Origin of the sequence: uncultured Flavobacterium sp. (assembly GCF_963922255.1) — a bacterium.
Taxonomy (GTDB): domain Bacteria; phylum Bacteroidota; class Bacteroidia; order Flavobacteriales; family Flavobacteriaceae; genus Flavobacterium.
In genome coordinates this window covers 201,885-215,367 of sequence record NZ_CAWUIC010000001.1, presented here as the reverse complement: position 1 = coordinate 215,367, position 13,483 = coordinate 201,885, and the positions used below count along the sequence as shown (strand labels likewise).

General features: G+C 34.1%; 17 protein-coding genes. All 17 read left to right on the top strand.

Annotated features, from left to right (window positions below):
- Positions 1-6 precede the first annotated feature (6 nt).
- Positions 7-2,007, top strand: a complete 2,001-nt coding sequence (locus tag AABJ49_RS00995) for a choice-of-anchor L domain-containing protein (protein WP_338375305.1) — start codon at positions 7-9, stop codon at positions 2,005-2,007.
- 2 nt (positions 2,008-2,009) lie between these two features.
- The gene (gene crcB / locus AABJ49_RS00990; RefSeq protein ID WP_338375303.1) at positions 2,010-2,381 is read left to right on the top strand and encodes a fluoride efflux transporter CrcB; all 372 of its coding nucleotides are present in this window, start codon (positions 2,010-2,012) and stop codon (positions 2,379-2,381) included.
- 11 nt (positions 2,382-2,392) lie between these two features.
- Positions 2,393-3,403, top strand: coding sequence for a bifunctional oligoribonuclease/PAP phosphatase NrnA (locus AABJ49_RS00985; RefSeq protein ID WP_338375301.1), 1,011 nt, complete (start codon positions 2,393-2,395; stop codon positions 3,401-3,403).
- Between the two features lie 3 nt (positions 3,404-3,406).
- The gene (gene gldI / locus AABJ49_RS00980) at positions 3,407-3,955 is read left to right on the top strand and encodes a gliding motility-associated peptidyl-prolyl isomerase GldI (RefSeq protein ID WP_338375300.1); all 549 of its coding nucleotides are present in this window, start codon (positions 3,407-3,409) and stop codon (positions 3,953-3,955) included.
- A gap of 8 nt (positions 3,956-3,963) precedes the next feature.
- Positions 3,964-5,055, top strand: a complete 1,092-nt coding sequence (locus tag AABJ49_RS00975; RefSeq protein ID WP_338375298.1) for a peptidylprolyl isomerase — start codon at positions 3,964-3,966, stop codon at positions 5,053-5,055.
- Positions 5,056-5,065: 10 nt separating this feature from the next.
- The gene (locus tag AABJ49_RS00970; RefSeq protein WP_338375296.1) at positions 5,066-6,136 is read left to right on the top strand and encodes a peptidylprolyl isomerase; all 1,071 of its coding nucleotides are present in this window, start codon (positions 5,066-5,068) and stop codon (positions 6,134-6,136) included.
- Between the two features lie 105 nt (positions 6,137-6,241).
- A complete protein-coding gene (locus tag AABJ49_RS00965) occupies positions 6,242-6,778 on the top strand; it encodes a DUF4256 domain-containing protein (protein WP_338375295.1) in 537 nt (178 codons plus the stop codon).
- 133 nt (positions 6,779-6,911) lie between these two features.
- Complete coding sequence (locus AABJ49_RS00960; protein ID WP_338375293.1) at positions 6,912-7,274, top strand: DUF2200 domain-containing protein; 363 nt, start codon at positions 6,912-6,914, stop codon at positions 7,272-7,274.
- A gap of 20 nt (positions 7,275-7,294) precedes the next feature.
- The gene (locus AABJ49_RS00955) at positions 7,295-8,104 is read left to right on the top strand and encodes an alpha/beta hydrolase-fold protein (RefSeq protein ID WP_338375291.1); all 810 of its coding nucleotides are present in this window, start codon (positions 7,295-7,297) and stop codon (positions 8,102-8,104) included.
- Positions 8,105-8,114: 10 nt separating this feature from the next.
- On the top strand, positions 8,115-8,486 hold the full coding sequence (locus tag AABJ49_RS00950) for a VOC family protein (protein WP_338375289.1): 372 nt from the start codon (positions 8,115-8,117) through the stop codon (positions 8,484-8,486).
- A 357-nt stretch (positions 8,487-8,843) separates the two neighbouring features.
- Positions 8,844-9,875: an aldo/keto reductase gene (locus AABJ49_RS00945; protein ID WP_262319373.1), complete on the top strand. Its 1,032-nt coding sequence runs from the start codon at positions 8,844-8,846 to the stop codon at positions 9,873-9,875.
- A 19-nt stretch (positions 9,876-9,894) separates the two neighbouring features.
- Positions 9,895-10,731, top strand: coding sequence for a dienelactone hydrolase family protein (locus AABJ49_RS00940; RefSeq protein ID WP_127137565.1), 837 nt, complete (start codon positions 9,895-9,897; stop codon positions 10,729-10,731).
- A 5-nt stretch (positions 10,732-10,736) separates the two neighbouring features.
- The gene (locus tag AABJ49_RS00935; protein WP_262319374.1) at positions 10,737-11,216 is read left to right on the top strand and encodes a glutathione peroxidase; all 480 of its coding nucleotides are present in this window, start codon (positions 10,737-10,739) and stop codon (positions 11,214-11,216) included.
- Between the two features lie 2 nt (positions 11,217-11,218).
- Positions 11,219-11,674: a MarR family transcriptional regulator gene (locus AABJ49_RS00930; protein WP_127137567.1), complete on the top strand. Its 456-nt coding sequence runs from the start codon at positions 11,219-11,221 to the stop codon at positions 11,672-11,674.
- A 34-nt stretch (positions 11,675-11,708) separates the two neighbouring features.
- Complete coding sequence (locus tag AABJ49_RS00925; RefSeq protein WP_262319375.1) at positions 11,709-12,134, top strand: DUF6526 family protein; 426 nt, start codon at positions 11,709-11,711, stop codon at positions 12,132-12,134.
- A gap of 18 nt (positions 12,135-12,152) precedes the next feature.
- Entirely contained in the window at positions 12,153-12,524 is a 372-nt protein-coding gene (locus AABJ49_RS00920; RefSeq protein WP_262319376.1) for a DoxX family protein, read from the top strand.
- A 31-nt stretch (positions 12,525-12,555) separates the two neighbouring features.
- Entirely contained in the window at positions 12,556-13,452 is an 897-nt protein-coding gene (locus AABJ49_RS00915; RefSeq protein WP_262319377.1) for a class III extradiol ring-cleavage dioxygenase, read from the top strand.
- The last annotated feature ends 31 nt before the right edge of the window (positions 13,453-13,483 follow it).

Below are 13,483 nucleotides of genomic sequence, written 5' to 3'. Positions count from 1 at the left end.
CTCGCAATGAAGGGAATAAAATTTATACTAATAGTCGTATTAACTGTATTTTTTAGTCAAAAAAATTACAGTCAATACATTACAACTGATGAAAACTACACAGCTCAACAATTGATTGAAAATGTTTTAATCAATAGTCCATGTGCAACTGTTTCTAATTTCTCTGTTTCTGGAGGAAATTTTACATCAGGAGAAAAAAGTTATGCCCGTTTTGATGGAAGTGGTACTACTTTCCCATTTCAAAATGGTGTTGTTTTAAGTACTGGAAAAGCCATTAATACGGTTGGTCCAAACACTTTTTTGTCTGATGATGGGCAAAATATGGGTTGGAATGGTGATCCAGATTTAGAACAAGCTTTAGGACTAAATAATTCTTACAATGCAACAGTATTAGAATTTGATTTTATACCTATCGGAAACAAATTTAGTTTTGATTATATCTTTTCATCTGAACAATACTTGACTAATCCATCTCCAAATCAATGTAACTTCACAGATGGTTTTGCTTTTTTATTGAAAGAAGACGGAACGAATAATTATATCAATTTAGCATTAATTCCTAACACAAATACTCCTGTTAAAGTCAATACTGTTAGAGGAATTGGTACTATCTGTCCACCTGCAAATCAAGCTTACTTTGATGCTTTTAACGGAACCGAACATCCTACAAACTTTAACGGTCAAACCAAGGTAATGACTGCTCAAGCTGATGTTACACCTGGAACAGGCTATCATATAAAAATTGTTATCGCTGATGAAGGAAATGCCCGTTTTGATTCTGCTATTTTTCTTGATGGTGGAAGTTTTGATTTTGGAGTAAATCTTGGTGATGATAGATTAATTGCTACAGGAAATCCTTTGTGTGAAAATGAAACCTTACAATTAAATGCACTTGTAACTAATTCATTTACCTATCAATGGTACGAAGACAATCAAATATTAGTTGGTGAAATTAGTCCATCATACACAGTAACTTCAGCAGGGAATTATAAACTTGAGATTCTTATCAATGGAAATTGTTTGTATGCCAGTGACATTGACATTGAATATGCTCCTATGCTAATTCAAAATCAAACTTTATTCGAAACCTGTGACAGCGATGGGACTAATGATGGCAAAACTTCTTTTAATTTAGATGCTATCAAAACACAATTATTTACCAATTTACCTGCTTCATTTCAAGTAGCCTTTTTTGAAAGTCCAACAAGTACAACGGCTTTACCTTCAAATTATACCAATACAACTCCAAATCTTCAAACCATTTACGCAAGAATTCTCAATGTACAATGTTATACTGATTTTCCAATTCAACTTAAAGTAAATACGCTTTCATTAAGCCAAAACGAAATAATTGGTTTGTGTAATGGAACTTTAATCACATTATCGGTGCCAAACAGTTTCACATCATATAGTTGGAATACAAATCCAATACAAACATCAAATCAAATAACCGTAAATTCGGCTGGAGTTTATACAGTAACGGTTACAAATGCAAATGGTTGTTCTGCAACAAAAACATTTACTGTAGAATCGTCAGAGCCAGCTACAATTACAAATGTTATTGTAAATGACTTTAGTGATAATAATACCGCTACCATACAAGTATCAGGAAACGGAACTTACGAATTTTCATTAGATGGAATAAACTTTCAAACAAACAATACATTCTCATTCCTTTCAACAGGGAATTATTCTTTTTATGTAAGAGATACTAAAGGATGTGGAGTTACACCAGGAAATTTCCAAGTATTAGCAGCTCCAAAGTTTTTTACTCCAAACGGTGATAGTTTTAATGAAACTTGGCAAGTACCTTTGTTATCATTACAACCTAAAACAATTATTACTATATTTGATAGATATGGAAAGTTAATTTACAGCTTTAGAGCTAATCAATCTGGATGGAATGGAAAATTAAATGATAAAGATTTACCTGCAACAGATTATTGGTACACTATTTCATTTGAAAATGGTAGAATCGTAAAAGGACATTTTAGTTTAATTCGATAAATATGTTTAAGAATTTAATTTTAGTAGCTATTGGTGGTGCTTCAGGCAGTGTTTTGAGGTATTTAGTACATTGGATAGTTGCCAAAAAATCTTTTTCTACTTTTCCATATCAAACTTTTATTGTCAATATCATCGGTTGTTTACTAATTGGCATACTTGTTGGTTACTTCTCACGATTTCAAAATGTAAATGAATCGCTTAAACTTTTATTAATTACAGGTTTTTGCGGTGGTTTTACAACTTTTTCTGCCTTCGGATTAGAAAATGTAAACATGATTCAAAATCAAAATTATCAACTAGCATTAATTTACACTTCATTATCATTAATTTTAGGTATTTTAGCCGTTAGTTTAGGAATACTCATTTCAAAATAAGAAAATAAAACATGTTCGACTCAAACGAATTACAAGATTTAAAAAGTCAGTTATTATCTCCAAAAAAAATCAGTATTATACCACACAGAAATCCAGATGGTGATGCAATGGGCTCAACTTTAGCTTTATATCATTTTCTAAGAAAATTAGATCATCAAGTAGTTGTTGTAGCTCCAAATGAATTCCCAGATTTTTTAAGTTGGTTACCAGAGGCTGATAAAGTTCTTGTTTTCGAAAGAGAAAATGATAGGGCAAAAAAAGAAATTGAAAGCAGTAAACTAATTTTTACATTAGATTTTAATGCTTTGCACAGAACAGGAGATGTAATGGGTGCTTATCTTGAAACATTAGATATTCCTATGGCAATGATTGATCATCATCAAGCTCCAGATTCTTATGCTAAATATACTTTTTCAGATGTAGCTTATGGTTCAACTTGCGAAATGATTTATCATTTTATAGATGCATTAGGCTATAAAGAAAGTATCGACAAAGATATCGCGACTTGTATTTATACCGGAATTACAACTGATTCTGGAAGCTTTAGATACCCAAAAACAACAGGAACAACTCATAGAGTCATTGCTGATCTAATTGATAAAGGAGCTGACAATTCTGCTATTCACAATTTATTATTTGACAATTCTACAACAAATCGCTTGAAGATTTTAGGAATGGCCTTGAATAATATGGTGGTTCTACCTGAATATAAAACATCTTACATCACTTTATCACAAGAAGAATTAGACAGTGCCAACAACCTAAAAGGAGATACAGAAGGTATTGTTAACTATGGTTTAACAATTAAAGGAATAGATTTTGCAGCCATCTTCATCGAAAACAAAGAAGAAGGAATCATAAAAATATCATTCCGTTCTCAAGGAGATTTTGATGTCAATCAATTTGCTCGTACTCATTTCAATGGTGGTGGACACATTAATGCAGCTGGTGGAAAATCTTTACTTTCATTAGAAGAAACTGTAAAAAAATTTATTGCTATTTTAGCATCTGAAAAAAAATAAAAAATGAAAAAAATAATCCTGCGATCACTAATAAGTATATTCTTTATAAGTTGTACCAACCAACAAGCACGAAAACCAGTTTCTCAATCATCTGGTTCATTTATCAATGAATCTATTGAAAGAAACAAAGTATTAATTGCTGAAGAAGAAAATGCTATAGACAAATTCATAAAAAACGATAGTTTAAATGAATATATTGCTTCTCCAAAAGGATATTGGTATTCATACAACACTAAAGTGGATGAAGCTACAAATACTCCAATAAGAGGAGATATTGCTTATTTCGTTTACGAACTTAAAAAATTAGATGGTACAACAATTTACACCAAAGAAGAACTAAAACCTCAAACCTATTATGTAGATAAAGAAAACATATTAATGGGCTTACGTGATGGTATCAAAATCATGAAAAAAGGTGAAGAAGTTACTTTTCTATTTCCTTCTCACTCTGGTTTTGGGTATCATGGAGATAACAACAAAATTGGAACAAACGAACCTTTACTTTGCACAGTAACTTTAAACGACATAAAAAAAGACACGTCTAACAATTAATTTAAACAATGAAAAAATTAAGTATATTTTTTATCGCTCTTGCAGCTCTTTTTACTTCTTGTAAAAACAATCCTCATGCGGATTTAGGTGACGGACTATTTGCAAATATCGAAACTTCCAAAGGAGATATTATTGTAAAATTAGAATACCAAAAAACTCCTATTACTGTTGCCAATTTCATTTCATTAGCTGAAGGTAAAAACCAATTTGTTGACGAAAAATTCAAAGACAAACCTTTTTATGATGGGTTAACATTTCATAGGGTTTTAAATGATTTTATGATCCAAGGTGGTGATCCTGATGCTTCTGGCTTAGGTGGACCTGGATATAAATTTAAAGACGAATTTGACGAAACACTTAAGCACAATAAAGCGGGAGTACTTTCAATGGCTAATGCCGGACAAGGCACAAACGGTTCTCAGTTTTTTATCACACATAAAGAAACTCCTTGGTTAGATGGAGTACACACTGTTTTTGGTGAAGTAATTAAAGGAATGGAAAATGTAAATGCAATCGAACAAGGTGATACTATAACAAAAATTACAATCATCAGAAATGGTTCTGATGCAGAAAAGTTTGATGCTGTTAAGACATTCACAGACTATTATAAAGTTGAAGCTGAAGCCGTTAAAATGGCAGAAGAAAGAGCTAAAGCTGTAATGGTTGACAAAGCAAATTATTTAACTGAAAAAAGGAAAGAAGCCACAAAAACAGCTTCAGGTTTAGAATACGTAATCATTAACCAAGGAACTGGAGCAAAACCAAAAGCTGGTACGCAAGTGTTTGTAAACTATGCCGGATACTTTGAAAATGGTGATATGTTTGACACAAGCTTTGCTGATGTAGCAGAACATTATGGAAGACTTGACACAAAAAGAAAAGAAATGAACGGTTACCAACCTTTCCCATTTGAATATGGTAAAAAAGTAGGGTTAATACCAGGATTTATCGAAGGATTAGAAAATATGAAATTTGGAGATAGAGCACTAATTTTCATTCCGTATCAATTAGGTTATGGTGAAAATGGCAGCGGACCAATTCCTCCAAAAACCAACTTAGTATTTGAAATAGAAATGCTTGAAAAAGCACCACAACAATAAAATATAAATAATGAAAAAATTACTAGTTTTAACCGTATTAATTAGCTCTCTATTCTCTTTTGCACAAACAGAAGACGGATTATATGCGCAAATGAAAACAAACAAAGGTGATATTCTTTTAAAGTTAGAATACCAAAAAACACCTATTACTGTTGCAAATTTTGTTTCTTTAGCAGAAGGAACAAATCCATTTGTAGAAGAAAAACTAAAAGGAAAACCTTATTATAATGGATTAAAATTCCATAGAGTTATTGCCGATTTTATGATTCAAGGTGGTGACCCACAAGGAACAGGTTCTGGTGGACCAGGTTATGCGTTTAAAGACGAATTTGACGAAAGCCTAAAACATACCAAAGGTGGAATTCTATCGATGGCAAACGCTGGACCAGGAACAAATGGTTCACAATTCTTCATTACACACAAAGCAACTCCTTGGTTAGATAACAAACATAGTGTTTTTGGTGAAGTTCTAGAAGGAATGGATGTTGTAAATGCAGTTGCTCAAGGAGATCAAATAATGGAAGTAAACATTATCAAAGTAGGTCCAGAAGCCAAAAAATTTGATGCAAAAAAAGTCTTTAGTGATTACTACGGTAAAAAAGATGAAGAAGCTAAAGCAGCTAAAGAAATGGCAGATAAAGCAGCAAAAAACAAATTAGCATATCTCACTAAGATGAGAAAAAAAGTAACAAAAACATCTTCTGGTTTAGAATATGTAATTGTCTCTAAAGGTAAAGGTGTAAAACCAGCTAACGGAACAACAGTATATGTAAACTATGCTGGATATTTTGAAAATGGTGAAATGTTCGATTCTAGTTATGAAGAAATTGCTAAAGAATATGGTAAATTCGATCATAGAAGAAAAGATGCAAAAGGATACCAACCTTTTCCTTTCGAATATGGAAAAAAAGCGGGTTTAATTCCAGGTTTTCTTGAAGGTTTAGATTATGTTAATTATGGTGATAAAATCCTATTATTCATACCTTACAATTTAGGCTATGGTGAAAAAGGTGGAGGACCAATTCCTGCAAAAACAAATCTAGTTTTTGAAATTGAGTTACAGGAAAACGCCCCTCAATAATAACAAAACAACTAACATAAAAGGTATTTAGAGTCAAATCTAAATACCTTTTTTTATTTAATTTCATTATATTTGAAATACATTTCAACTATTAACTTTCAATAAATGGCAAATCAAGAAGTACTCGAAATACTAAAAAAACGTTTTGAAACAAACATGAACCGTCATAAAAATATAGAATGGAATAAAATTGAAGAAAAGCTAAAAGCTAATCCTAAAAAATTGGCCATAATTGAAAAAATGGAAAAAACAGGAGGAGAACCAGATGTTGTGGATTATGATTCAAAATCAAATGAATTTATCTTTTTCGATTGCGTTGCCGAAAGTCCAGCACAAAGAAGAAGCTATTGTTATGACCAAGAAGCACTTGATGCCCGAAAAGCCAACAAACCCAAAAACAGTGCAGTTGAAGTTGCTAAATCCATAGGAATTGAAATCTTAGATGAAGAACAATACCGATACCTTCAAACGCTAGGAGATTTTGACACCAAAACCTCAAGCTGGTTAAAAACACCAGAAAAAATCAGAAAATTAGGTGGAGCAATTTTTGGAGACTTCAGATTTGATACTGTATTTATTTACCACAATGGAGCAGAATCATATTATGCAGCAAGAGGTTTCAGAGGAATACTAAAAGTTTAAATACAACAGTTAAACAAAAAAATGAACCCAACTAAACCCATAAACACAAACCCTTTTAACCTCTTAACCATATAACCTCTTAACCAATTAACCTCTTAAACTTTTAACCACATAACCTTCTAACCCTCCCAAAATGAAACCAACCGCAGATCACAACGAAAGAATAGCAAAAATGACATTTGCATCTGTATATCCACACTATATCACAAAAGTTGAAAAAAAAGGAAGAACCATTCAAGAACTACATCAAGTAATTGAATGGCTAACAGGCTTTAATGAAAAAGATTTACAAAAACTTATCGAAGAAAAAGTCACTTTTGAAACCTTCTTTCAAAAAGCAACCTTAAACCCAAATGCCGAACTCATCAAAGGTGTAATTTGTGGTTACCGAATTGAAGAAATTGAAAATAAATTAACCCGTGAGGTTCGTTATTTAGACAAATTAGTCGATGAACTAGCCAAAGGAAAAAAAATGGAAAAAATTCTTAGAGCCTAATAAAATCCAACACAACAAAAATGAAACAACTATTAGCAATCATATTTTTTGGAATACTTTCCATCAGTTGCAAACAAACAGCAATAACATACAACGACCCAATTCCAAAACACGATAGTATAAAAATCACTTCAAAATTCCTGAACGAAGACCGAATAATAAACATTTGGACACCACCAAACTACGAAAAATCAAACGACAGCCTTCCTGTTTTATACATGCCAGATGGAGGAACCAAAGAAGATTTTCCACACATAGCAAACACATTAAGTGAACTAATTGCTGCAAACAAAATTCCTCCTTATGTATTAGTAGGTATCGAAAACACCGACCGAAGAAAAGACCTAACCGGACCTTCAAAAGTAGCCTATGATTTAGAGTATATCAAAAACCCAGGTGGTGCGAACAACTTCAGAAGTTTCATCCAAAACGAATTAATCCCTACCATCAACATAAACTACAAAACCACTTCCAAAAAAGCCATTATAGGAGAATCATTAGCCGGATTATTTGTAGTAGAAACATTTATACTTCAACCCAGCCTCTTTGACAATTACATTGCCTTTGACCCTTCCCTTTGGTTCAACGAACAATACCTTTTAAAAAACTTTGAAACCTTAACCAAAGACAACGATTACACCAATAAAAAAATCTGGTTTGCAGGTTCTGATGCCGAAGATATTTTCAAATACACCAAACAATTAGAAGAAAAATTCAAAAACAAAAAGCCATCTTTTTTGTGGAAGTATTCAGACGAACCAACCGAACATCACAACACCATCTTTAGAGCCACTAAAGAAAAAGCAATAATTTGGACATTAAACAATTAAACTAAAAAACATGAAACTAGGAGCCTTCTCAATTAGCCTTGCCGTAAAAGACATTCACAAATCAAAAGAATTCTACGAAAATTTAGGATTCAAATACAAAGGGGGAAACATCGATCAAAACTGGATAGTACTTAAAAACGAAAATGCCGTAATCGGACTCTTCCAAGGAATGTTCACAGGAAATATCATCACTTTCAATCCGGGTTGGGACGGAAATGCTCAAAACATTGATGACTTTGATGATGTAAGAGCCATACAAAACCACCTAAAATCTCTAGGAATAGAAATAACCAGAGAAGCAGACCAAAAAACAACAGGACCAGAATACATAACACTAACAGACCCTGACGGAAATAATATTCTTATCGATCAACACAGATAAAAAACAAAAAACATAACTAAAAACTATTCCCTTTTCCCTTTTCCCTCATAACCTTTTAACCTCATAACCTTTTAACCTCATAACCTTTTAACCTTCAAAAGAAGAACTTAATAGACTTTTGTAAGATTTTAAATAACTATTAAACTTTTTACATATATTTGAAAATAAATATGTAACTATCCTGCCAATTTGGTATAAAACTAGTAGAGGATTTGCGGATATAAACAAGTTAGCGGTCAGTGTAAAAAATTTCAAAATCCTAAAATTTGTTAAAACAAAATATATCGCTTGCGATTTAATCTTCAAAGATATACTTTTGCACTTAAATATTTATCATTCACTTTAAATTAAATAACTATGAAGTACAATCAATTAGGAAATTCAGGAATTTTAGTTTCAGAACTTTGTATGGGAACGATGAGTTTTGGTAGCAGTGGCTACTGGAGTGTGTTAGGTTCTCTAGGCTATGAAGATAGTAAGCGATTAGTGGACATCGCCATAGACTCTGGCATTAATTACTTCGATTCTGCTGATGTTTATTCTCACGGCCAATCGGAAGATATTTTAGGAAAAGCAGTGAAAGACAAAAGAAAGGATGTCATCATTGCTACCAAAGTCCGCGGTAGAATGAGTAAAGAAATTAATGATGTGGGCTTGTCCAGAAAACACATCATCGAGAGCTGCCACAATAGTTTAAAACGATTGGGTACCGACTATATCGACCATTATGTGCTTCATAGTTATGATCCTATTACCCCTTTTGAAGAAACCATTTCAACCCTTGATGACCTCGTTTCACAAGGAAAAATTAGATATTATGGGGTAAGTAACTTCCCGGCTTGGCAGCTAATGAAGTTTATCAACACCGCTGAAAAAAATCATTGGGAAAAACCCGTCTCATTGCAAGCCATTTATTCACTTATATCCAGAGATGTAGAATATGAATTGATACCGCTTTGCTTGGATCAAAAACTAGCCTTTACCCCTTGGTCGCCACTTGGAGGCGGATTTTTAACCGGTAAATACAGAAAAGACAAGCCAATGCCGGAAGGAGCAAGAAGAACCAATGAAGAGCAGAATTTTATTCAAATCGATCCGGAAAAAGGCTATGCTATTGTTGATGAGTTGGAAAAAATTGCCAACAAACACAAGGCTTCTATAGCACAAGCAGCCCTAAATTATCTTTTGAGAAAACCCGGAGTAACTTCCGTACTTATTGGAGCTACCAAGCCTCACCAGTTGGAAGACAACATCAAAACTACTACCTGGGAAATGGATGCAGAAGATGTTAAAATCCTGGATGAGCTAACAGCATTAAACCCTATTTATCCTTATTGGATGTTGCAGTTTACAGCTATGGATAGAGCCAATGGAGATTTCTTTTTATAAAATTTAAAAACCAAACAGAATGAATACGATAAATTTTAAAACATACATTTTATTGCTTTTTACACTCCTTTTTAGTGTAGAAACTCTGACTGCCCAAAACAGCAAAGAAAATGTAAAAAGCAAGGTTAAAACTGAAGAAATTACCTATAAAGATGGCGAGGTTACACTCAATGGCGTTGTTTATTATCCTGCAAAGCAAAAGGGAAAACAACCTGCCATTTTAGTAGTGCCCGAATGGTGGGGGCTGAACGACTATGTGAAAAATCGTGCTAAAATGTTGGCAGAGTTAGGCTATGTAGCTATGGCGGTGGATATGTACGGTAATGGATTGGTCGTAGAAAACCCTGCCGATGCCCAGGCCAATGCCGGAAGGTTTTATGGGGATCCTAACCTGATAAAAAGTCGGATGCAGGCGGCTTATGATGCTGTAGTTCAACTACAACAGGTGGACGCTTCAAAAGTAAGTGCCATAGGTTATTGCTTTGGTGGAACGGTTTCGCTTTTTGCTGCCAGCTTAGGGGTACCATTAGAAACTGTGGTTAGTTTTCACGGTGGACTAAGCGGCTTTCAAGCTAGTCCTGCAATGAAAAACACCAAAGTATTGGTTTGCCACGGTGAAAGTGATTCGTTTGTGCCGCAAGCTGATGTGGATAATTTTCATCAACAAATGAAAGACAACAACATTACCTACCAGTTTAAGTCTTATGCTGATGCCACACACGCTTTTACCAATAAAGCATCTACAGCTACCGGGGAAAAATTCAACCTTCCCATTTCCTACAATGAAGCTGCCGACAAAGCTTCTTGGAAGGATATGAAAGCCTTTTTCAAAACTTATTTTCCAACTAAAAAGTAATTAAAATGGAAGCGAGCTTATTTGAACTTGAGGCAAAAAAACTCAACGGAGAAACCATTTCTTTGAAAGAGTTTGAAGGTAAAACCATAGTGGTGGTAAATACTGCTAGCAAGTGCGGACTTACCCCACAATATGAGGGATTGGAAAATTTGTATAAAATATACAAAGACAAGGGGTTGGTTATTTTGGGATTTCCTTGCAACCAATTCGGAAAGCAGGAACAAGGCACAGCCAATGAGATTAGTGAATTTTGCGAAATTAATTACGGGGTAAGTTTTCCCATGTTCGACAAAGTAGAAGTCAATGGGGCCAATGCTCACCCCGTTTTTAAGTATTTAAAATCCAAACTTGGAGGCATTTTAGGTAGCAACATCAAATGGAGTTTTACCAAATTTGTCATTGACAAAAACGGAAAGCCGGTCAAACGATTTGCTCCTACCACCAAGCCGGAGAAAATGGAAAGTTACCTGCGAAAAATTCTTTAAAAATGAAAAATTCTGCTGAATTAGAAATTGAAAATCAGTATTGTTTTCCGATATACGCAGCATCTAGAGTGGTAACCAAACTTTATACGCCCCTGCTCAACGAGTTGGGGCTTACTTACCCTCAATATTTAACGATGTTGGTGCTCTGGCAATACCAAAACCTGACGGTAAATGATATTGGCAGTAAACTAATGCTGGAGTCCAATACTCTAACCCCTTTACTTAAAAGGTTGGAAAGTCAAGGTTTTATTTCAAGGAAACGCTCTAGTAGTGACGAACGTGTAGTGGAGATAAGCCTTACAGAAAAAGGAATAAATTTGAAAAAGAAGGCGAGTTACATACCTGAAAAATTATCTTGCTCCATTAGTCATTCAGGGATAAGTCAAGAAGAAATGGACCAGATGAAACATACCTTGCAAAAGCTAATTGCCTTAACTAAAGAGCATCATTGTAAATAATTTTAAAAAAAGTATAACCAAAAAATAATTGAATATGCAAAATTTTAAAAATCACGTCCGTTACAATCCACTTCATCATTTTATTCTATCACCGCTCACGCTCGTTGGGGTGATATTGAGTATTGTATTGCTATTCTCTGACCACAGTCTGACTGAAAAAATCTTTTTTCTGATTTTAGCTTTAAGTGTTTTTCTCGCTTCTTTAATAGCTAGATTGTATGCCACAAAAAATCAAGACAGAACCATAAGAGCAGAACTACGATTACGCTATTATATTTTGACAGGCAACAGATTAGAAGAATTAGAAGATAAATTAACAATGGCACAATTGGTAGCCACCAGATTTGCATCAGATAAAGAATTAGCAGCATTGATAGAGCGGGCAGCCAAAGAAAACCTTAGTCCAAAAGCCATAAAAGAAAGCATAAAAAACTGGACGGCAGATGAAAATAGAGTTTAAACCTTAAAAACATCAATTATGAGCAAAAGTAGAAAAATTACAGGTTGGGTAATGGCAGGATTGCTTACCGCTTTATTAGTAATGAGTGCCAGCCAAAAGCTATTAGGCAACCCCGAAATGGTTGAAAATTTCGGTAAATGGGGCTTGGGCTCAATGATAACCATTATAGCTCTAGGTGAATTGGTAAGTGTATTGTTGTTTTTAATACCTCGCACCGCTGTTTTAGGGGTGTTGTTATTGAGTGCTTATTTTGGAGGTGCCATATTGGTACATATGGCCAATGACGAGCCTTACGCTTTTCAATCCATCGTTCTGTTGTTCATTTGGGTAACTGCTTGGGTGAGAATCCCTGAAATGTTTAATAAACTTTTCAATGGAAATCTATCATAATCAAATTCCTAATTTTGAACAGTAGAATATAATGAATCGAAAACAATTTATATTAGCAACATTAGGACTAACAATTGTGAATACCTTAAGCAGCTTTAGAAAATATACGGATGAACTTCCTGTTCAAGGAAAAAAGATGCCTGTTTTATTTACTTCGCACGGCAATCCTATGGATATTCCGCTTTCAAGAGAAGAACGCACCTTTTGGAATACCTTATTTCAATTGGGAAAGGAATTGAAAAAAAATTATGAGGTAAAAGCTGCTTTGGTGGTTTCGGCTCACTGGTGTACCCGAGGAACTTTTGTTAACGTATCGCCTGAACAGCAACAGATTTTCGATTACTATGGGTTTCCTAAAGAATATTATGATGTATTTTACAAAGCTAAAGGCTCCCCTGAAATTGCAAAAGAAGTAAAACGCATTATCCCATCGGTTAGCGAAACTACCGACTGGGGTCTCGACCACGGAGCTTGGCCTATGCTTATGCACTTGTTTCCTGAAGCGGACGTGCCTGTATTTCAATTAAGCATCGACTATTATGCAAAACCTGAATATCATTACGAGTTAGGAAAACAATTAAAATCACTTCGTGAAAAAGGAGTACTCATCATTGGCAGCGGTGCATTAATTCACAATCTCCCACTTGCTATGAAAAAAATGCAAAGCAATGATAGTTCGCCCTATGGTTGGGAGATGGAATATGATAACTGGGTTAAGGAACAAATAGATAAAAGAAATATCTCTAACATTATTAATTATCAAAACAGTCATAAATTAGGCAAACTGGCAGCTCCTACGCCCGACCATTTTGTGCCTGTATTATATAGTTTAGGGTTGATGGATTCCAAAGATGAAATACATTACTTTTTTGAATCAGAGTCTTCCCTTCCCGCTTTTGGGGAAAGGAGTTTTATCATCAAACAATAATGACAGTATCCTGTTATTGGTACTTACTATT

Coding starts and splice junctions, on each gene's coding strand:
- AABJ49_RS00995 (WP_338375305.1), top strand. CDS start 7: ATGAAGGGAATAAAATTTATACTAATAGTCGTATTAACTGTATTTTTT.
- crcB (WP_338375303.1), top strand. CDS start 2,010: ATGTTTAAGAATTTAATTTTAGTAGCTATTGGTGGTGCTTCAGGCAGT.
- AABJ49_RS00985 (WP_338375301.1), top strand. CDS start 2,393: ATGTTCGACTCAAACGAATTACAAGATTTAAAAAGTCAGTTATTATCT.
- gldI (WP_338375300.1), top strand. CDS start 3,407: ATGAAAAAAATAATCCTGCGATCACTAATAAGTATATTCTTTATAAGT.
- AABJ49_RS00975 (WP_338375298.1), top strand. CDS start 3,964: ATGAAAAAATTAAGTATATTTTTTATCGCTCTTGCAGCTCTTTTTACT.
- AABJ49_RS00970 (WP_338375296.1), top strand. CDS start 5,066: ATGAAAAAATTACTAGTTTTAACCGTATTAATTAGCTCTCTATTCTCT.
- AABJ49_RS00965 (WP_338375295.1), top strand. CDS start 6,242: ATGGCAAATCAAGAAGTACTCGAAATACTAAAAAAACGTTTTGAAACA.
- AABJ49_RS00960 (WP_338375293.1), top strand. CDS start 6,912: ATGAAACCAACCGCAGATCACAACGAAAGAATAGCAAAAATGACATTT.
- AABJ49_RS00955 (WP_338375291.1), top strand. CDS start 7,295: ATGAAACAACTATTAGCAATCATATTTTTTGGAATACTTTCCATCAGT.
- AABJ49_RS00950 (WP_338375289.1), top strand. CDS start 8,115: ATGAAACTAGGAGCCTTCTCAATTAGCCTTGCCGTAAAAGACATTCAC.
- AABJ49_RS00945 (WP_262319373.1), top strand. CDS start 8,844: ATGAAGTACAATCAATTAGGAAATTCAGGAATTTTAGTTTCAGAACTT.
- AABJ49_RS00940 (WP_127137565.1), top strand. CDS start 9,895: ATGAATACGATAAATTTTAAAACATACATTTTATTGCTTTTTACACTC.
- AABJ49_RS00935 (WP_262319374.1), top strand. CDS start 10,737: ATGGAAGCGAGCTTATTTGAACTTGAGGCAAAAAAACTCAACGGAGAA.
- AABJ49_RS00930 (WP_127137567.1), top strand. CDS start 11,219: ATGAAAAATTCTGCTGAATTAGAAATTGAAAATCAGTATTGTTTTCCG.
- AABJ49_RS00925 (WP_262319375.1), top strand. CDS start 11,709: ATGCAAAATTTTAAAAATCACGTCCGTTACAATCCACTTCATCATTTT.
- AABJ49_RS00920 (WP_262319376.1), top strand. CDS start 12,153: ATGAGCAAAAGTAGAAAAATTACAGGTTGGGTAATGGCAGGATTGCTT.
- AABJ49_RS00915 (WP_262319377.1), top strand. CDS start 12,556: ATGAATCGAAAACAATTTATATTAGCAACATTAGGACTAACAATTGTG.